Below are 19,397 nucleotides of genomic sequence, written 5' to 3' on the forward strand. Positions count from 1 at the left end.
GCCGCCAGTGCGAGCGGAGAAGACAGGCGTGACGATCCCCTACCCCACCATCCAGCCGACCCCCGCCATCGCCGCGGTGACGCCGCCCTCGGGCGCGCCTCGGCCGCGGGTGACGTTCCTGGGGACCGGTTACCTCGGTGCGACGTACGCCATCTGCTACGCCGAGCTGGGCTACGAGGTACTCGGGTTCGACGTCGACGCGGACAAGATCGCGATGCTGAACGCCGGCGAGGTGCCGATCCACGAGCCCGGCCTGGACGAGCTGCTCAAGCGCAACCTGGCCGCCGGCCGGCTGCGGTTCTCGACCGACATCGCGGAGACCGCCGAGTTCGGTGACGTGCACTTCATCTGCGTCGGCACCCCCCAGCGGGCCGACGGGATGGGCGCCGACCTGTCGTACGTCGAGGCGTCGGTCACCAACCTCGCGCAGCACCTGACCCGCAAGGCGCTGATCGTCGGCAAGTCCACCGTGCCGGTGGGCACCGCCGAGTGGGTCGAGCAGCTCGTCGGCAAGCACACCCCCGGCGACCTGGGCGTCGAGGTGGCGTGGAGCCCCGAGTTCCTCCAGGAGGGTTTCGCCGTCGACGACGTGCTGCGACCCAACCGGATCGTGGTCGGCGTCAAGAGCGAGTGGGCCAACGGCATGCTCTACGCCGCGCACAAGGGCGTCTTCGACCTGGCCGCCACCGAGGACCGCGAGGTGCCGCTGGTGGTCAGCGACTTCGCGACCGCCGAGCTGGTCAAGGTCGCGGCGAACGCCTTCCTGGCCACCAAGATCTCGTTCATCAACGCCATGGCCGAGGTCTGCGAGGCCAGCGGCGGCGACGTCACCCAGCTCGCTCGGGCCATCGGGTACGACCCCCGCATCGGCAACCGTTTCCTCCAGGCCGGCCTCGGCTTCGGCGGCGCCTGCCTGCCCAAGGACATCCGCGCCTTCCAGGCCCGCGCGCAGGAGCTGGGCGCCGGTGAGGCTCTGCGCTTCCTGCACGAGGTCGACCTGATCAACCTGCGTCGCCGGACCCGCGTGCTCCAGCTCGCCGCGGACCTGCTCGGCCGCCGCTCCGGGCCGGCCGGCCCGGACTTCTCCGGCACGCGGATCGCCGTGCTGGGCGCGACCTTCAAGCCCAACACTGACGACGTCCGCGACGCCCCGGCGCTCGCCGTCGCCGCACTGTTGCAGAAGGCCGGGGCCGACGTGCACGTGTACGACCCGCAGGGCACCGAGAACGCCCGCCGCGCGGTGCCCGAGCTGACCTACGAGCCCGGCATCAACGAGGCCGTCGCCGGCGCCGACCTGGTCTGCGTCCTCACCGAGTGGGCGGACTTCCGCAACGCCGACCCGGTCGCCCTGGGCGAGCTGGTCGGCGGCCGCAAGGTCGTCGACGGGCGCAACTGTCTCGACTCGGCACTGTGGACCCAGGCCGGCTGGGAGTACCGGGGCATGGGCCGCCCCTGACGATCCACCACACATCGGCCGGCCGCGAAGTGCTTTCCGCGGCCGGCCGATGATGTTCTTTCCCACGGACCCGCCGACAAGTGTCGAAATCCGCGCCAGCTTTGGGCATGCTGCGACAGTGGGAGTCCACAGTGCGGGTGGAGGGGTGTCGTGGCGACCTTTCAATGCTCCTCGTGCGGCCGGGAGATCAAGCCGGCCGTACAGTGCCCGCACTGCGGGGCCGACCAGCCCCAGTGGGTCGAACATCTGGCGGACATCGAGCGCTCGATCGCGGAGATGAAGGCGCGCGACGCCGCCATCGCCCGCGAACAGCGGCAGATCGCCACCAAGATGCAGGCCGCGCTGTTCCAGCGGGACATCCTCGCCCACGCCGGTGAGGAGCGGATCAAGCAGGCCACCCGGCCTCGACGGGTGCTGCGCCGCCGTCCCGGTCGCCGTCCGCCGACGGCCACCACCGGCGCGCCGCCGCCCCGGGTTCCCCGCCAGGGCACCCCGCCCGTTCCGGAGGACCCGCCGCCGCCCCCGCCCCGGGCCTCCTGGCTGGACGCCGACGACCCCGAACACCCCCCGGAGGCGTCGTCCCGGGAGGTGCAGAACATTCCGCTCGGACTGGGCGCGCTGCTGCTCGCCGTGGCCGCGATGGTCTTCGCCGCGGTGGCGACCAGTTCGATGGACGCGCTGGCCCGCCTCGGTGTCCTGCTGCTCGCCACGGTGCTGATGCTGCTCGCCCCGCCGGTGCTGGCGCGGCGCGGTCTCACCTCCACCGCGGAGACGATCTCGGCGGTGGGTCTGCTGCTCGTGCCGCTGGCCGGGTACGCGCTCTGGGCGGTGAACCGGGTCGGCGGCGGCTCGTCGGGTGCCGTCTTCGCCGGGTTGATCTTCGCGGCCACCGCCGCCGTGTCCGTCGGGTACGCCGCCTGGACAGGTCTGCGCGCACCTCGCTTCGCGACGGTGGTCGCCGCGCAGCCGGTACTGCCCCTGCTCGCGTACGACCGGATCACGGGGCCGGCCGGCTGGGCGCTGGTGCTGACCCTGGTGGCTCTCCTCGACCTCTGGCTGGCCCGTTCCCCGATCGTGGTGGAGCGCCCCGTCCCGCCGGACCTGCCGGCACCCGCCGGCGGATCGGCAGCACCCCGGCAGCGCGACGCCGAGGCCCGGCCGGAGGGCGACCCGGAAGAGGCCGGCGAGGTGCTCGACGCCGACCCGCGTACCGCCGACACCCGGCCCGCCCGCCCGGTTCCCGGCCTCCGCGAGCTGACCTGGGCGCTGCACGCGGTAGCCGTCGCGGTCGCCCTGGCGTACGCGGTGACCGCCCTGCTGCGGGCAGAGACCGTGCCCACGGCGACCGGCGCCGGGCTGGTCCTCCTGCTCGCCGCCGCCGTCGGGCTGGCCGGCGCGCTGGTGCTGCGCCGCCCCCCGCTGCCGGACGTGGCGGCAGGCATCGTCACCCTGGCCGTGATCGGCGCGTTCGGCCGGATCGTCTCGGTGGCACTGCCCGACCAGTCGTTGCTGCTGATCGCGGCCGTGATCACGGCGACCGGGCTGGCCGTACGCGCGGTCCCCGAGGCAGCCCGACGCGGCCCGCAGATCGCCTCGGCGGTCGCGCTCACCGTCAGCGGACTGGTGGTCGCCGGAGGAGCGCTCCGAGCCGGCGTCGCCCCTGTCCGGGCGGCACTGCCCGCCTGGGACGCCGACCTCGACCGGTACGCCGCCGAGCTGGCCGCCGCCGTCGGCCCGACCACGTGGCAGCTCGCCGCCGCCGCGTTCCTGCTCACCATCGCCGCGGTGCTGGCCCTGCCGCCGGAGATCCGCCGCGAGTTCGCGGTCGCCGGTGCCGCGTTGACGGCGCTCGCCGTACCGGCGTCGTTCAGCCTCGGGTGGGCGTCCGCCCCCTGGCCGATGGTGGTCACCGCGATCGGCATCGGGGTCATCGGCCTCTCCGCGCGTACCACCCGGGCCGCCCTGGCCCACGCGGTCGGCGCCGCCGTGGTGGGCCTGTTCGGCGCGGGCGCCGGCCTGTCCCGGCCCGCGCTCACGGCCGCGGTCCTGCTCACCCTGTTCGCGGCCGGCGCGCTGGTCGCCCTGGCACCCCGGGTCCGGATCGCGTCGGCCGCAGCCGACACGGTCACGGCGTGGGCCGCCGGAGGCGCGGCCTTCGCGCTGCCCGGAGCGGTGGCCGCCTTCGTGGCCGCCACCATGCCCGTCGACGAGACACCCACCCCGGCCAGCCTCCGCGAGGTGACCGTCCCGGTGCTGGCGGCGAGCTTCCTGGCCGTCTGTGTGACCCTCGGGTACGCCGCGATGGTGCAGGTCTCGCAGCGGCGCATCCCGGTGCCCCTGTCGGTGGGCACCGGGTTGGGCGGGCTCGTCGTCACCGCCGCCGCCTTCGGCGCGCCCGGTGCGACGGTCGCCGACGCCTGGGTCGGGGCGCTGCTGCTGGTCGCCGCGGTACTGCTCTTCCTGGCTCCCTCGATCGACGCCGGCCGCCGTTCCGACCTCGCCCTGGACGGCTCCGACCTGGCCGCCGCGGCGGTGACCACCGCCCTGATCGCCACGATGGTGCGGATCGCCGCGGTCCTCGCCCCGGGTGGACAGCTGGCGGTGGCCGCCGGCCTGCTCCTGGTCGTGGCCGTGGCCGCCCGCGCCATGCCCGAGGAGTGGCGACGCGGCCCGATCCTCGGCATCGCCGTCGGCGGCGTACTCATCGGAGTGTTGGCGGGTTGGACGGCGCTGCGCGGTGGGGTGGGTGTGCTGGCCACGCCCGGTCCGATCTGGAACGGCGACCTGAGCGACTGGCCCGCGGCGCCGACCGGCGGCGCGACCTGGCAGGCGCCGATCGCACTGCTGCTGCTGGCCGTCGCCGCCGGCGTCCTGCTTCCGCCGCCCTGGCGGTGGGACGCCTCCGGCGTGGCCGTGGTGCTCGCCACCATCGGCGCGCCGGCCGCCTTCGACCTGCCCTGGTGGTCGCCGGTGCTCGTCGGGGCCATGGTCGCCACCGTCTTCGGAATGGCGGCGGTGGCCACCGAGGAGGGTCGGGCCGGGCTGTCCCGGGCCACCGTGGCCGGAGTGGTCGCGCTGCACGGTGCCGGCGCCGGCCTGGTCCGCCCGTGGACCACCGCGCTGGCGCTGGGCAGCATCGCGCTGATCGGAGTCGTGGTGGCAACGCTGGCGCGCGTGCTGGCCGCGCCACAGGTGGACGACCTGGAGACCGAGGGTATGCCGCCGCACCTGGCGCAGATCGGTGGCGCGGCGGCCGGCGCGGCGCTGCTGGCGTTGCCCGGCGCGGTGGCGGCGTTGGCCGTCGAGTTCCAGCACACGGCAGAGGTGGTGCTGACCGCCGCGCTGGCCGCGTCCAGCCTCGGCCTGGCCGGCGTGGCCGCCGTACGCCGGCACGTGCCGCAGTACCTGCCCTGGGTCAGCGTGGCCGTGGTCGGCGGTGCGAGCATCAGCGCGCTCGCCGCCATCCCGACCGGCCTGCCCGTCGGGGTCTACGCGGCCGCCGCCGCGCTGCTCGGTGTCCTCGCCGAGCTGATCCGCGCGGCGACCGTGCCGCCCACCGCCGCCGCCCAGCCGGTCCGCCGCTGGGCGGTGCTGCTCGACGGCGCGCTGCGCCGGCTACCGGACGACCCGGATCGGCGGCGGTGGCGGGTCAGCCCCTCCGCCGGCGCGCTCGCAGCCGCCGCCCTGCCGACCGCACTGGCCCTCGTCTCGATCGCGCCCGCGCTGGTCTTCGCCCTGGTCGAGCCGCAGCGCACGGTGGATCGGATCTGGCAGGGTCCACCGCCGGAACTGCTCACCCCGCCGCCGGACGTGGTCAATCCGACCCACGTGCTGACCGCGCTGCTGCTCACGGCGACGGCGGCCCTGGCCGCCACCGGTTTCAGCGGCGGGCGGCGGTCCCGGGCCGTACCTGTGGTGCTTCCCGGCGCCGCCGTCACGCTGCTGATCGCGCCCATCGCGTTGGGCAGCAGCTGGCCGGCGAGCACCCTCGCCGCGCTGTCCGTGTTCACCATCTCCATGCTCGGTCTCGCCCTGACCCCGCCACCGCCGCTCGTCGAGCCGGCCCGTTCGCTGCGGCTGGCCCGGGTGCTGGTGTTCGTCATCGGTCTGGCCGCCGGTGGCGCTGGCCTGGCCGGCAGCCTGGCCGAGGAGCAACTGACCCTGTTCACCCTCGGTGGCGCGGTGGGTGTGGGCGCGGTGGCGGCCCTGTTCGGCACCACCCAGCGGGCGCGCATCCTCGGCTGGCTCTTCGCCTCGCTGATGGCGCAGCTCTTCGTGCTGACCGCCGGCCTGATCGCCGGGCTCGCCGCGGTCTGGTCCGCGTTCGGGGTGCTCGCCGTCGGCGCGATACTCCAGGTCCTCGCGGCGACCCTGCCCCAACTGCGCCGCCCCGAGGCGCAGCGCGAGGCGGCCACGGTGCAGTGGACCGGGTACGCGGCGGCGCTGATCGCGCTGGCGCTCGCCTTCGACTCACCGCGGCACATCGCCGCCCTGCTGGCAGCCTGGGGCGCGGTCCTCGGCGTGGCGGCGACCCGACCCGGCCGACGGCCCGTGGAGCGGCGGATTCTCTTCTGGGCGGTGGTGTTCTGCGAGATCACCGCCTGGTGGATCCTGATGCGCGTCGCCGACGTGGCGCTGCCCGAGGCGTACACGCTGCCGTTCGCCGCGCTGGCCCTGCTGGTCGGCGTGCTGGAACTGCGCCACCGCCCGGATCTGAGCAGTTGGGTGGCGTACGGTCCGGCGCTGGTCGCCGCGTTCGTGCCGACGCTGGCGATCGTGCTGGCCACCGAATCCAGCACACTGCGGCAGATGCTGTTGCTGCTCGGTGCGGTGGCGGTGCTGATCTTCGGCTCGTCCAGCCGGCAACAGGCCCCGGTGATCGTCGGCGCTTCGGTCACCGCGATCGCCGCGATCCACGCCCTGGTCAGCCTCGGCCCGTGGCTGGCGCTGATTCCCGTGGGCATCCTGCTGCTCGTCCTCGGTGCCAGCAACGAACGCCGCCGCCGAGCTCAGGAACGCCTCCAGACCGCCCTACGCGGCATGAGATAGGCCGGAGGGTGAGCGTGCCGGGTCCGCGCGGTGCGGGTCTCCCGCGATCTTGCACCTTCTGTCGCCGCATAGCTGGACAAAAGCAGCTTAACGACCACCGAAAGTGCAAGATCGCGCAGGAGGAAGGGAAGGGGCCTGGTTACGGGAGGGTGGCCTGGAGGGCTGCGTCCTTGGTCTTGATGAGCTGCTCCAGGTCCTGCTGGTACTTCGCCATGCGGGTCCGCAGCGTCTCGTCGGACGCGCCGAGGATCCGGACGGCCAGCAGGCCGGCGTTGCGGGCGTTGCCGATCGACACGGTGGCCACCGGAATCCCCGCCGGCATCTGCACGATGGACAGCAGCGAGTCCATGCCGTCGAGGTGCTTCAACGGCACCGGCACGCCGATCACCGGCAGCGGTGTCACCGAGGCGACCATGCCCGGCAGCGCGGCGGCGCCACCCGCACCGGCGATGATCACCTTGAGCCCACGGTCGACGGCGTCCCGGCCGTAGTCGATCATCGCGACCGGGGTCCGGTGTGCCGAGATGACCCGCACCTCGTACGACACCTCGAAGTCGTCCAGCACCTCTGCGGCAGCCCGCATCGTCGGCCAGTCCGAGTCGCTGCCCATGATCAGTCCGACCGTGGTCACCGGAGTCCTCCTTGGTTCGCGGCCGCCCGGGTCACTCATGCCCCTCGCGGAGCCAGCGCGCGGCCCGCGCCGCCCGGGCCCGTACGTCGTCCAGATCGTCGCCGAGCACCGTGACGTGCCCGATCTTGCGGCCGGGGCGTACCTGCTTGCCGTAGAGGTGCACCTTGGCGCCCGGCTCGGCGGCGAAAAGGTGGTGCAGCCGCTCGTCGATCGAGATCCCGCCCGGCTCGCCACCGAGGACGTTCGCTGACACCACCACCGGCGCCGTCAGCGCCGTGTCGCCCATCGGGTAGTCCAGCACCGCCCGCACATGCTGCTCGAACTGGGAGGTCCGGGCACCCTCGATGGTCCAGTGCCCCGAGTTGTGCGGACGCATCGCCAGCTCGTTGACCACGATCGCCGGCCGGCCGGCGTCGTCGCGCACCTCGAAGAGCTCCACGGCGAGCAGACCGACCACGCCGAGCGCGGTTGCCAGGTCGATGGCGAGCTGCTGGGCGGCGACGGCCAGGTCCTCGTCCAGGCCGGGTGCCGGGGCCAGCACCTCGACGTTGATGCCGTCGCGCTGGACCGTCTCGACCACCGGGTACGCGGCCACCTGCCCGAACGGCGAACGGGCCACCTGCACGGCGAGTTCCCGGCGCAGCGGCACCCGCTCCTCGACGAGCAGCCGGGTGCCTCCGGCGAGCAGCGTGGTCGCCAGCTCGGTGGCCTGGGTGGCGTCGTCGACCATCCAGACGCCCCGGCCGTCGTAGCCGCCCCGGGCCGCCTTGAGCACCACCGGCCAGCCGACCTGCTCGCCGAAGCCGACCAGGTCGGCGGGTTCGCCGACGGGCCGCCACGCGGGGTTGGGAGCGCCCAGCTCGGTCAGACGCTCCCGCATCACCTGCTTGTCCTGGGCGTGCAGCAGCGCGTCCGCCGGCGGGTACAGGGTCACCCCTTCGGCCGTCAGGGTGCGGATGTACTCGTTGGGCACGTGCTCGTGGTCGAAGGTGACCACGTCACAGCCCTTGGCGAAGGTACGCAGGGCGACCAGGTCGGTGTGGTCGCCGTACTGGACGTCGGCGGCGACGAGCGCCGCACCGTCGTCGGGGGCGCTCGCGAGCACACGCAGTGACTGGCCGAGGGCGATCGCGGCCTGGTGGGTCATCCGGGCCAACTGGCCGCCACCCACCATGCCGACAACAGGCAGACCGGTACGGGAATCCATAGCGCGGCCAGCCTACCGGGTGCCCCGACTCAGCCCAGCTCGGCGATCAACTCATCGACGGTGGTGACCGGCCGCTGGCAGACGAAACCCCGGCAGACGTACGCGGCGGAGCGGCCGTCGACCAGCGGACGGTCGGCGAGCAACGGCACACCGGGCTGGTCCGGGAGGCCGGCGACCACCACCGCGCCGGGCGGTGCGTACCGGTGGGCGGCGGCCACCAGCGGGTCACCGGCCGGGTCGTCGGTTGCCACCGCGATCTCGTATGGCCCCGACAGCAGCGCCTCGCCGACGGTCGCCGCGTACCCCGCGAAGCGGGCGTGCCGCCCCACGATCGGTGCCACGGTGGCGAGCGCCGCCTCGGCGGCCTCGCGGTAGCGGGTCTCCCCGGTCAGCGCGGAGTACGCCACCAGCCCGGCCACCAGCGCCGACCGTCCCGACGGGGTGGCGTTGTCGGTCGGATCGGCCGGCCGGGCGACCAACTGCTCCGCATCGTCGGCCGTGTCGTAGTAGGCGCCGCCGGGCGCGGCGAAGCGCTCCAGCGCGGTGTCCAGCAGCTGACCGGCCAGGGTCAGCCAGCGTCCCTCGCCGGTGAACTGGTGCAGCGCGCAGAACGCCTCGGCCACGCAGCCGTAGTCCTCCAGAACCCCGGCCGGCTCACCGACCCTGCCGTCGCGGGAGACCCGACGCAGCCGGCCGTCGACCACGTGCACGGAGGCCAGGTGCTCGGCGGCGTCACGCATCGCGCCGTCCGCGACGATGGTGACGCCCTCCAACAGGTTGGCGCCCTCGTCCCGCGTCTTCAGGGACAGCGCGGCGACCTGGAGGAACTCGACGATCGCGGTGATCGCCAGGCCGTTCCACGCGGCCACCACCTTGTCGTCGCGGGCCGGCTGGGGCCGGGTGTCGCGGGCCGCGAGCAGTTGCCCGACCACACCCTGCCAGCGGGTACGGATCTCGGGCGCGACGTCGTCGACGTCCCGCGCGAGCTTGAGCACGCTCGTGCCGTGTTCGACGCCTCTCCTTCCGTCCGGAGCGCCGCCTTGCGGCGCGGAGGCGGAATGAGGGGCGAAGGTGCCCTCGTCGGTGACCGCGAACAGGTCGGCGGCCCACGGGCCGTCCTCCTCGCCGAGCGCCTCGACGAGCTGCGCGGGCGTCCAGGCGTAGGTGAGCCCCTCGACGCCCTCGGTGTCGGCGTCCAGCGCCGACGCGAACCCCTCCCCCGGCCGGTGCAGCTCGTCGGCGAGGAACCGGGCCGTGTCCCGGGCGACGCGACGGGCCAGCGGATCGCCGGTCAGCCGCCAGAGCTGCGTGTAGACGCGCAGCAGCAGCGCGTTGTCGTAGAGCATCTTCTCGAAGTGCGGCACCGTCCAGTGCGCGTCCACCGAGTACCTGGCGAAGCCACCGGCGAGCTGGTCGTAGATGCCGCCCCGGGCCATCGCCTCGGCGGTGTGCCGCACGATCTCCAGGCTGCGCGGGTCACCGGTGCGCTGGTGGTGGCGCAGCAGGAAGAGCAGGTTCATGTGCGGCGGGAACTTCGGGGCGCCCCCGAACCCGCCGTTCGTCTCGTCGTACTCACCGGCCAGGTTGCCGGCCGCGGCGTCGAGCAGTGGGCCGTCCAGCGGCGCGGTGGGGCCGCCCACGGCCTGCGCGCCACCGATCGCCTCGACCACGGCGGCGCCCTGGCGCAGCACCTCGTCCCGCTGGTCCCCCCAGGCGGTGGTGACCGACTGGAGCAGGCGGATGAAGTTGGCGCGCGGGAAGTAGGTGCCGCAGAAGAACGGCGTGCCGTCGGGGGTGGCGAAGACCGTCATCGGCCAGCCGCCCTGGCCGGTCATCGCCTGGGTGGCGGTCATGTAGACGGCGTCGACGTCGGGACGCTCCTCGCGGTCCACCTTGATCGACACGAAGTTGTCGTTCATCAGGGCCCCGACCTGCTCGTTCTCGAACGACTCGTGCGCCATGACGTGACACCAGTGGCAGGCCGCGTAGCCCACCGAGATGAGCACCGGCACGTCACGCCGTTTCGCCTCGGCGAACGCCTCGTCGCACCAGGGCCACCAGTCGACCGGATTGTCGGCGTGCTGGAGCAGGTACGGAGAAGTGGCGTCGGCGAGTCGATTCACCCGACGACCATAACCACCCCGGCCGGGACGCGCCGGGCGGTCAGGAGGCGCCGTCGGCGCGCAGGCGGAAGACGTTCGAGTCGGCCGAGTCGCGCAGCGAACCCAGCACCGCGCCGATCTTGTCCGCCGGCATGGGCTTGAAGAAGTGGTAGCCCTGCGCGGACGTACAGCCCAGCTCGGCCAGGGCCAGCCGTTGCTCGGCCGTCTCCACGCCCTCGGCGACCACCCGCAGCCCCAACTCGTGGGCGAGCCCGACGGTGGTCCGGACGATCGCCGCGGCCTCCGGCGAGTCGGCCATCCGGATCACGAAGGAGCGGTCCACCTTCAACTCGTCCACCGCGATCCGGGTGAGGAAGGTCAACGAGGAGAAGCCGGTGCCGAAGTCGTCGACCGCGAGCTGCACGCCCATCGACCGGAGCTTGGCGAGCACCTCGTCGATGATCTCCAGCTCGCTCATCACCACCGTCTCGGTGATCTCCAGGACCAGCCGGTGGGGTGGCACCTGGTGTCGGCGCAGCGCGTCGGCGATCTCCGCCGGCAGGCGGGGATCGAGCAGGCTACGCGCGGACAGGTTGACCGAGATCGGGACGTCCAGCCCCTCGCGGGCCCAGCTCGCGGCCACGCCGAGCGCCTTGTCGAGCACATAGCGGGTGAAGGTGCCGAGCTGCTCGCTGTTCTCCACCGGGCGGATGAAGTCGGCCGGGTTGAGCCAGCCCCGCCGGGGGTGCTGCCAGCGGATCAGCGCCTCCACGCCGGTGGGCGCGCCGGTGGCCAGGTCGACCGCCGGCTGCAACGCCAGCACCAACTGGTCGTCGACCTTCAACGCCTCGCGCAGCTCCGCCAGCAGGGCCAACTGGTCGGTGCTGGCGGCGTCCCGGGTGCTGTCGTACGCCGCGACGCTGCCGCCGCCCTCCTTGGCCTGGTACATCGCGATGTCCGCGCGGCGCAGCAGCTCGGTCAGGTCGGCGGTGCCGGCGTCGGCGACGACCACGCCGACGGAGACCTCGATGGACATCCGTACCCCGGCCACCTCGGTCGGCGCGGCCAGCCGCTCGGCGATCTCGCGGGCCTGACGCAGCGCGTGTGCCATCGGCGCGGCCCGGTCACCGAGCACGGGGACCGAGGTGAGCAGCAGCGCGAACTCGTCGCCTCCGAGCCGGCCGAGCAGGTCACCGGGGCGGGTCAGCGCGCTGAGCCGGTTGGCGGTCAGCCGCAGCAACTGGTCGCCGGCCGCATGCCCGAGGGTGTCGTTGACTTCCTTGAACTGGTTGATGTCCAGCAGCAGCAGCGCCACCGGGTGGTCGTGTGCGAGCTGCCGCAGCGACTGGTCGCCCTTGCCGAGCATCGCCGCGCGGTTCGCCAGCCCGGTGAGCGGGTCGTGCACCGCCTCGTACGACGATCGGGCGGTGACCAGCCGCAGCTCCCGGTGGGTCGCCGCGTCGTGCAGGGCGGCGGCGAGCGCATCCCCGAACGCGGCCACGGCGTCGCGTTCCCGGGTCGACGGTGGAGCGGAGCGGGGGAACCGGACCCGTAGCTGACCGACCGGCGCGGCACCCACCGACAGGGGACGGATCAGCTCGTACTCGTCGGGCTCGGACCGCTCGGGCGGGCCGACCTCCCGGTCGAGCAACTGCCCCCCGGCGTCCCCCCGGTAGCGGCGCCACCTGCCGTCCGGCCGGGCCACGTCGACATCGACCAGCTCGGCGTTGAACAGCGTCAGCGCGCCCGTCACCGCCGCGCTGGCCACGCCCCGCTCGTCGAGCTGGTTGAGGGCTGCGGTCGCCTCGGCGAAGGCACGCCACGTCCGGCGTTCCTGGTCCGCCCGCAGGCGGTAGCGGTACGTCTGTTGCAGCAGCCAGAGCAGCGGTGGGAGCAGCAGCAACCAGCGCGGGTCGAGCTCCAGCAGCGCGATCACCACCAGACCGACCGCCACGTTGCCGACGAACATCAGCAGCTTGCCCCGCAGCGCGGCCAGCAGCGGCGGCCCGACCGGCAGCCCGTGCCGCAGGCTCAGGGCGACCCCACCGAGCCAGGCCGTCACCATCAGGTACGTCACCGACCCCGCGACCACGGCCAGCGCCAGCATCGGGTTCGGCGGGGTGAGCAGGGGATGCCCGAGGGCGGTGGTCACGGTCACGGCCAGCGCCGACGCGGCGGCCAGCGACGCGGCGATCCGGACGATCTCCAGCGGCGGGCGGCGGTCACTGTGCAGGGACAGCCCCGTCCAGGCCAGCCCGGTGCCGAGGAGCGTGGCCGACGGCAGCCAGCCGGCCGGAGCGAGGTAGAGGCAGACGATCAGGGCGGCCTCACCCCAGGTGATGCTGACCATGCCGGCCGCGCCGCGGAACCGGAGCCGAGCCAGTTGGGCCACGGCCAGGACGCCGACGGCGATACCGAAGCGGGCCGGACCACCCAGCGGGTCATCGGCCGGCAGGCCGGACGGAAGGGTCAACCCGACCACGGCGGCCACCAGCGCGGTCACCGTGACCGCGAGGGTCAGCACGCGCAGCCGGGCAGGCATGCCGTGCACCCCGAGCCGGTCGAACGGGTCGCCGGCCGGGCCGGAGGTCATCGACCTCTCCCGTCAGCCGGTCGAACGACGGTACGGCGGGCGGCCGGTGCTGTGCTGGTCATCGGCGCCCCCTTCCGCGCACGGCTCGGGGACTTTTGGTCCCCCGGCGGAAGGCTAAGCCAAACCGGGTGGTCGCAACAGGGGTCCACCACCCGGTTCGGCGTGAATCATGGGCGGACTACCCGTTCCGCTGCTGCTGGTGCCCATTGGGAGCGGGCGTGGATGAATCATCCGTGCCGGTCCCGTCTGTCGGATCGACGACTGAAGCGTCGGCCCTGGTCGGATCGGCCGGCCGACCCGGCTGCGGGAACCGGTCGGGCAGACGCCGCAGTCGGGCATTCATGTTGCGGATCAGCAGGATCGTCGCCGCGGCCAGCAGCAGGATGAGGAGGAGGCCCATCGGTCCGGCCAGACCACCCGTGCGGGTGTCCCCGAAGTTGTTCTCCGCGAGCACCTGGGCAGCGGTCAGCATGGTGTTCCTCCGATGTGCGATTGCCTACCAGGGTAGCCCCGGCCGGAATCAGCGCGCGTGCGCCGTCTCCCGCACTCCGGCGAAGAGGTCCGACTCGGGCAGCGGGCTCTCCACCATGGTGCGCGCCAACTCGAAATCCTCCGTCGGCCAGGCCTGCTGCTGCATCTCCATGGGCACGTGGAACCAGAAGCCGTCCGGGTCGACCTGGGTGGCGTGGGCGCGCAGCGCGTCGTCCCGAACCGGGAAGTATTCGGCGCAGTCGACGCGGGTGGTGATCCGCGGGCCCTTGTCCGGGCGCTCGTCCCAGCGCTTGAGCCACTCCTCGTACGGCGACTCGGCACCCGTGGCGAGCACCGCCTCGTGCAGGGCCATGATCTTGGCCTTGGAGAAGCCGATGTCGTAGTAGAGCTTCAGCGGCTGCCAGGGCTCGCCCAGTTCGGGATAGCGCTCCGGGTCGCCGGCCGCCTCGAACGCGGCCACGCTCACCTTGTGGCACATGATGTGGTCGGGGTGCGGGTAGCCACCCTCCTCGTCGTACGTGGTCACCACGTGCGGACGGAACTCCCGCATCAACCGGACCAGAGGGCCGGCGGCAACCTCGACGTCCTGGAGGGCGAAGCAGCCCTCGGGGAGCGGCGGCAGCGGATCACCCTCGGGCAGGCCGGAGTCGACGAACCCGAGCCAGGCCTGGTCGACGCCGAGGATCGCCCGCGCGGCGTCCATCTCGGCGCGCCGGATGTCCGCGATGTTGGCCCACACGTCGGGCCGGTCGAGCTTGGGGTTGAGCACGCTGCCGCGCTCACCGCCGGTGCACGTCACCACCAGCACGTCGACCCCCTGGGCGACGTACTTCGCCATGGTCGCCGCACCCTTGCTCGACTCGTCGTCCGGGTGCGCGTGGACGGCCATGAGACGCAGCTGCTCTGCCAACTTTCGGCGCTCCTCGTGTGTGCCGGCCGGTGGACCCGACCGGGCTCGACCGGCTGACCTGCCGGTATTCCCCCACGCCCCGCGGCCGCTCGGCACCTGCGGGACCCGACCTGCCATTCCTGGCTCTCGGCCGGGCTGGGAGGATGGACTCCTGCCATTCTTGCCGATGCCGCCGACAACAACGCCAGGAGATACCCGCCGGTGACCGAGACGCACGCCACAATTTCACCGGGCGCGCCGGTTTTCCCGGCCGGACGCTACGGCCGCCGCCGTGCGCCCGGTGACGCCCGTCGCCGTACGCTGCTGGCCGCGCTGGTGCTCCTGGTACTGGTGGTGGGGCTGAGTCTGATCTCGCTGCGGCTGTACCGCCAGTACGGCGACCCGCTCTACGACGCCCAGGTGATCACCTACACCGACATCACGGACAGTCAGGTGGTGGTCGACTTCCGGGTACGGGTGCCGGAGGGCGGCTCGGCGATCTGTGTCCTGCGCGCCCGGGATCGCGCGGGCGTCGAGGTGGCCCGCGACGAGGTCACTGTCACCGCCTCCCCCGGCGACCGGCACGTCAGCGCCCGGCACCGGCTGGGCACCAGCGCCCGACCGTTCATCGGTGAGGTGCTGCGTTGTCGGCCTCCCGCCTGAGCTGCTGAAACGCCCTTACACGGCGGTGGCGGACGACCACCGCGCGCTGGCGACGCGGAGTGCCGGATCCGGACACCGCCGGTGATCGCCGACACGCTGTGTCGTACCGCACTGGTAACTTGGTAGTTCACCTGTCAGCCAGCCACGCACAACCGAGGAGAACGCCTGTGTCCACTGGCAACGAGGCGCCCGCCACCTGGCTGTCCCAGGACGCGTACGACCGCCTCCAGGCAGAGCTCGACGAGCACATCGCCAACCGACCGGCGATCGCGGCCGAGATCAACGCTCGCCGCGAGGAGGGCGACCTGCGCGAGAACGGCGGCTACCACGCCGCCCGTGAGGAGCAGGGCAAGGCCGAGGGTCGCATCCGCTACCTGCAGGAGCTGCTGCGCACCGCGAAGGTCGGCGAGGCGCCGACGGCGGACGAGGTGTCGCCCGGCATGGTCGTGACGATCTACTTCGACGACGACACCGACGACACCGAGACCTTCCTGCTCGGCTCGCGGGAGATCGCCGCCACCACCGACCTGACCGTTTACAGCCCCGAGTCGGCCCTGGGCAAGGCGATCCTGGGTGGCCGCGCAGGCCAGACCTGCACCTACACGGCACCCAGCGGCGCCGACATCAAGGTGACAGTGGTCAGCTTCGAGCCGTTCTCCGGCTGAGCGCCAACTCCCCCCACGGTGTAACGCCGCCGGGGCGGGACACCACCGTCACGCCTCGGCGGCGAAGACCACCTGGTAACCACTGGCCCGCAGCGCGCTGATCAGCGTGTCGGAGTGCTCCACACCGCGGGTCTCCACCGACAGCGCCACCTCCACCTCGCCGAGGCCGAGGTGCGGGTTGGCCCGCTGGTGTTCCACGTCCACCACGTTGGCCCGGTGCTCGGCGATCTGGCTCAGCAGTGAGGCGAGCTGCCCGGGCCGGTCCGAGCAGCGGACGGTCACGCGCAGGTAGCGGCCGGCGGCGGCCAGACCGTGCTCGATCACCCGCATCATCAGCAGTGGGTCGATGTTGCCGCCGGAGAGCACCGCCACCACCGGCGTCTCCACCTCCACCACGCCGGCCAGGAGCGCGGCCACGCCGACCGCCCCGGCCGGCTCGACGACCTGCTTGCCGCGCTCCAGCAGCATCAGCAGGGCCCGCGAGATGTCCTCCTCGGAGACCGTGACGATCTCGTCGACCAGCTTGCGGACATGGTTGAAGGTGATCTCCCCCGGCCGTCCGACCGCGATACCGTCCGCGATGGTGGCGAACGCGGGCAGCCGGACCGGCTCCCCGGCCTCCAGGGAGGGCGGGAAGGCCGCCGCGCCCGCAGCCTGCACACCGACGATGCGTACGTCCGGGCGCAGTGCCTTGGCGGCCACCGCCATGCCCGAGATCAGGCCACCGCCGCCCACCCCCGTGATGATCGTCCGCACGTCCGGACACTGGTCGAGGATCTCCAGCGCCACCGTGCCCTGCCCGGCGATCACGTCCGCGTGGTCGAACGGGTGGATGAGCACCGCACCGGTCAGCTCGGCGTACGTCTGAGCGGCCACCAGCGACTCGTCGACCGTGTTACCGGCCAACTCGACCTGCGCGCCGTACCCCTTGGTGGCGGCGACCTTCGGCAGCGGCGCGTTGACCGGCATGAACACCGTCGCGTGCGTGCCGACCAGCCCGGCGGCGAGAGCCACGCCCTGGGCGTGATTCCCGGCGCTCGCCGCGACCACACCGCGCTCGCGCTCCGCCGCCGACAGCCGCGAGATCCGCACGTACGCACCACGCACCTTGTACGAGCCGGCGCGCTGCACGTTCTCGCACTTGAGCCAGACCGGCCCGCCCAGCGCCGCGCTCAGCGGTCGGGAGGGCTCCAGCGGGGTGGTCCGGACGACGTCGGCGAGCAGTTTCCGCGCAGCCCGTACGTCGTCGAGGCCGACCAGTTCCGTCATGCCCCGATCGTGCCACCCGACCCCGGCACCCTCGGCGGCGACACCGGGGTGAACGACGCGGGCGCGGCTCCCGGCGCCTCCGGGGCGGCGGCAGCGGTCGGGGCCGGGACGGGCGGCGGGGCCGGCGGCCATGCTTGCGCCGGCCAGACCGGCGCGGTCGGCCACGCCGGGGCAGCGCGGGCGATCCGGGCCTCCTGCGCTGCGGAGATCCGGTGGATCAGCAGGATCAGCGTCACCGCCGCGATCACGCAGCCCAGCGCGGGCAGCGTGTTGCGGAGCAGGGAGTCCCGGTAATGGTCGACGTACGCCTGGTAGCCGACGTCGTTGAACGGGGTCTCCGGCAGCTTCTCGTACGCCTTGTCGCCGACGCGGCTGCTCAGCCTCTCACCGACGCTGAACACCAGCCAGGAGCACCACCAGACGCTCACGAGGGTCGGCGTGAACCGCCGCCAGAGGCTGTCCCGCGCCACGCCCGCCACGACCCGGGCCGGCACCACGAAGTTCGCGAACGGCACCAGCCAGCCGGCGATCGCCCAGCCCGCTCCGAGTGTGGGCAGCGCACCGGGGAAGGCGTCGGTGTTCTTGCGTGCCCGCCACGTCCAGATGATCACCAGGACGGCGGCGGTGAGGTAGACCACCGTCATGGCCAGCCCCGCCACCACCTCGACGAGCACCGCTGCGAGGAGCAGCTCCGGGTCGTCGTCGGCCTTGGCCCGCCGGGCCAGCATCATCCCGATCACCGGCGACAGCGCCACCAGCAGATAGAGCACGGCGGTCGCGCCGACAGCGACGTTGGCCGCCAGCCCGATCCCCCGTACCCGGTAGGTCGGCAGCCCCGGCGTGACCGCCGGCTGCCCGAGCGGCGTGTGGCAGCGCGGACATTCGTTGTGCTCGGAGGACGGCGCGTCCCCGCAGGTCTGGCAGCGCATTCGTGTCCCTCGTGGTTCGCGCGACGGTGCGCGCACACGCTAGACGATCATGCGCTGGCCGGCGACCCCGTGCCGACGAGGGGATAACCGGGGGCGTGGCGCGACCACGGGGCGGTCATCTCGAACTGACCGGCCACGCCGAGCAGCAGCAACTCCGAGCCGGGCGGGCCGACGAGCTGCACGGCGACCGGCAGGCCGTCCGGGCGGCGGCCCACCGGCACCACGATCGCCGGCAGGCCGGCGACGTTCCACGGCGCGGCGTACGGGGCGTACCTGATGTTGGCCGACAGGTTCGCGCGCCAGGACCGCTCGGACCAGCGGCCGGCCTCCGGCGGCGCGCTCGCCAGGGCGGGCGTGAGCAGCAGGTCGACCGAGTGGTCGGTGAAGAAGTCGACCGACCGCTGTCGCCAGGCGGCCCGGTCGGCCTCCCGGACGTAGCCGCGGCGCTGCGCCCACTCGCCGAGCGTGACGTGCCGCCGGGTACGACGCTGCAGGCCGCGCCGGTCCAGCCCGGCGGCCCGGACGTCGGCGGCGGCAGCGGCGAACCAGGTGGCGAGGCCCTGGAGGCCCAGAGCCGTGGGGTAGACCGGATCGGCCGGTACGGTGTCGTGGCCGGCGGCGGCGAGCAGTCGGCCGGCGGCGGCCACCGCGTCCCGGTTGGGCGCGTCCGGCGCGACTCCGCGCACCGGCGAGCGCAGCGAGACGCCCACCCGCAGCCGCTGCGGCGGCACCAGCTTCTCCGGGCGTCGACCGGCGAGCACCGAGAAACCGACAGCGGCGTCCGCGACCGTGCTGGTGAGCATCCCGTGCTCGGTGAGGCCGAACCAGTCGTCAGCGCCGAGCTGACAGGGCACCACACCGCGGCCGGGCTTGAGGCCGACCAGGCCGCAGCAGGCCGCCGGGATGCGGATCGAGCCGAGGCCGTCGTTGCCGTGCGCGATCGGCACCAGGCCGGCCGCGACCGCGGCGGCGGCACCGCCCGAAGATCCTCCGGGGGTACGCGTGTTGTCCCACGGGTTGCGGGTCACCGCGCTCTCGTCGTCGGTGAGTGCCCACAGCCCCAGCTCGGGCATCCGGGTGACCCCGAGGATCACCGCGCCCGCGCCGCGCAGCCGGCGGACCACCTCGTGGTCGGCCTCGGCGACGTCGGTCCGTGCGGCGGCCGACCCGTTCCAGGTCGGCAGGCCGGCGACCGGGGTGTTCTCCTTGACCGCCACCGGCACCCCGGCCAGGGGGAGGTTGGCGAGGTCCTCCTGCTCGTCGACCTTCTCCGCCTCGGTGATCGCCTCGCCGCCGCGAACGGCGCGGAACGCGGCCAGTTCGCGGTCGGCCGAGGCGATGTACTCGAGGTGGTCGGCAACGACCTGGGTGGCCGAGACGTCACCCCGACGTACGCCCCGGGCGATCTGCTTGGCGGTCGCCCCGACCCAGGTCGCCATGATGTCCTGCACG

At 73.4% G+C, this 19,397-nt stretch carries 13 protein-coding genes; 4 read left to right on the forward strand and 9 right to left on the reverse strand.

Annotation, left to right across the window (positions count from 1 at the left end):
- Nucleotides 1-28 precede the first annotated feature (28 nt).
- Nucleotides 29-1,456, forward strand: coding sequence for a UDP-glucose/GDP-mannose dehydrogenase family protein (locus ABZV06_RS15735; RefSeq protein WP_355621969.1), 1,428 nt, complete (start codon nucleotides 29-31; stop codon nucleotides 1,454-1,456).
- A 150-nt stretch (nucleotides 1,457-1,606) separates the two neighbouring features.
- Nucleotides 1,607-6,505 (forward strand): permease, encoded by a 4,899-nt coding sequence (locus tag ABZV06_RS15740; RefSeq protein ID WP_355621972.1) that lies wholly within the window; start codon nucleotides 1,607-1,609, stop codon nucleotides 6,503-6,505.
- A gap of 139 nt (nucleotides 6,506-6,644) precedes the next feature.
- Here the strand turns inward: ABZV06_RS15740 and purE are convergent, their stop codons facing one another.
- The 6 genes from purE to mca all read right to left on the reverse strand — a co-directional run bounded on the left by purE (nucleotide 6,645) and on the right by mca (nucleotide 14,440).
- Nucleotides 6,645-7,136: a 5-(carboxyamino)imidazole ribonucleotide mutase gene (gene purE, locus ABZV06_RS15745; protein ID WP_355621975.1), complete on the reverse strand. Its 492-nt coding sequence runs from the start codon at nucleotides 7,134-7,136 to the stop codon at nucleotides 6,645-6,647.
- A gap of 31 nt (nucleotides 7,137-7,167) precedes the next feature.
- On the reverse strand, nucleotides 7,168-8,343 hold the full coding sequence (locus ABZV06_RS15750; RefSeq protein WP_355621978.1) for a 5-(carboxyamino)imidazole ribonucleotide synthase: 1,176 nt from the start codon (nucleotides 8,341-8,343) through the stop codon (nucleotides 7,168-7,170).
- A 29-nt stretch (nucleotides 8,344-8,372) separates the two neighbouring features.
- Nucleotides 8,373-10,466 (reverse strand): thioredoxin domain-containing protein, encoded by a 2,094-nt coding sequence (locus ABZV06_RS15755; protein WP_355621981.1) that lies wholly within the window; start codon nucleotides 10,464-10,466, stop codon nucleotides 8,373-8,375.
- 40 nt (nucleotides 10,467-10,506) lie between these two features.
- Entirely contained in the window at nucleotides 10,507-12,987 is a 2,481-nt protein-coding gene (locus ABZV06_RS15760) for a bifunctional diguanylate cyclase/phosphodiesterase (RefSeq protein ID WP_355239827.1), read from the reverse strand.
- 229 nt (nucleotides 12,988-13,216) lie between these two features.
- Nucleotides 13,217-13,510: a hypothetical protein gene (locus ABZV06_RS15765; RefSeq protein ID WP_355239615.1), complete on the reverse strand. Its 294-nt coding sequence runs from the start codon at nucleotides 13,508-13,510 to the stop codon at nucleotides 13,217-13,219.
- A 48-nt stretch (nucleotides 13,511-13,558) separates the two neighbouring features.
- Nucleotides 13,559-14,440, reverse strand: a complete 882-nt coding sequence (gene mca / locus ABZV06_RS15770; RefSeq protein ID WP_355239612.1) for a mycothiol conjugate amidase Mca — start codon at nucleotides 14,438-14,440, stop codon at nucleotides 13,559-13,561.
- Nucleotides 14,441-14,641: 201 nt separating this feature from the next.
- Between mca and ABZV06_RS15775 the strand changes: the two genes are divergently transcribed.
- Nucleotides 14,642-15,082: a DUF4307 domain-containing protein gene (locus ABZV06_RS15775; RefSeq protein ID WP_355621984.1), complete on the forward strand. Its 441-nt coding sequence runs from the start codon at nucleotides 14,642-14,644 to the stop codon at nucleotides 15,080-15,082.
- Between the two features lie 167 nt (nucleotides 15,083-15,249).
- On the forward strand, nucleotides 15,250-15,747 hold the full coding sequence (gene greA / locus ABZV06_RS15780) for a transcription elongation factor GreA (RefSeq protein WP_355239606.1): 498 nt from the start codon (nucleotides 15,250-15,252) through the stop codon (nucleotides 15,745-15,747).
- A gap of 48 nt (nucleotides 15,748-15,795) precedes the next feature.
- On the opposite strand, the gene ilvA is transcribed toward greA, so the two are convergent.
- From ilvA to ABZV06_RS15795, 3 genes are read right to left on the reverse strand one after another with little or no spacing between them, the layout of a single operon-like run.
- On the reverse strand, nucleotides 15,796-17,016 hold the full coding sequence (gene ilvA / locus ABZV06_RS15785) for a threonine ammonia-lyase (protein WP_355621987.1): 1,221 nt from the start codon (nucleotides 17,014-17,016) through the stop codon (nucleotides 15,796-15,798).
- Complete coding sequence (locus ABZV06_RS15790) at nucleotides 17,013-17,945, reverse strand: DUF4328 domain-containing protein (protein WP_355621990.1); 933 nt, start codon at nucleotides 17,943-17,945, stop codon at nucleotides 17,013-17,015. Before ABZV06_RS15790 ends, ilvA begins: the two co-directional genes overlap by 4 nt.
- Nucleotides 17,946-17,992: 47 nt before the next feature.
- On the reverse strand, nucleotides 17,993-19,384 hold the full coding sequence (locus ABZV06_RS15795; RefSeq protein WP_355239824.1) for an amidase family protein: 1,392 nt from the start codon (nucleotides 19,382-19,384) through the stop codon (nucleotides 17,993-17,995).
- Between the last annotated feature and the right edge of the window lie 13 nt (nucleotides 19,385-19,397).

Origin of the sequence: Micromonospora sp. NPDC005172, from assembly GCF_040608555.1 — a bacterium.
GTDB lineage: Bacteria > Actinomycetota > Actinomycetes > Mycobacteriales > Micromonosporaceae > Micromonospora.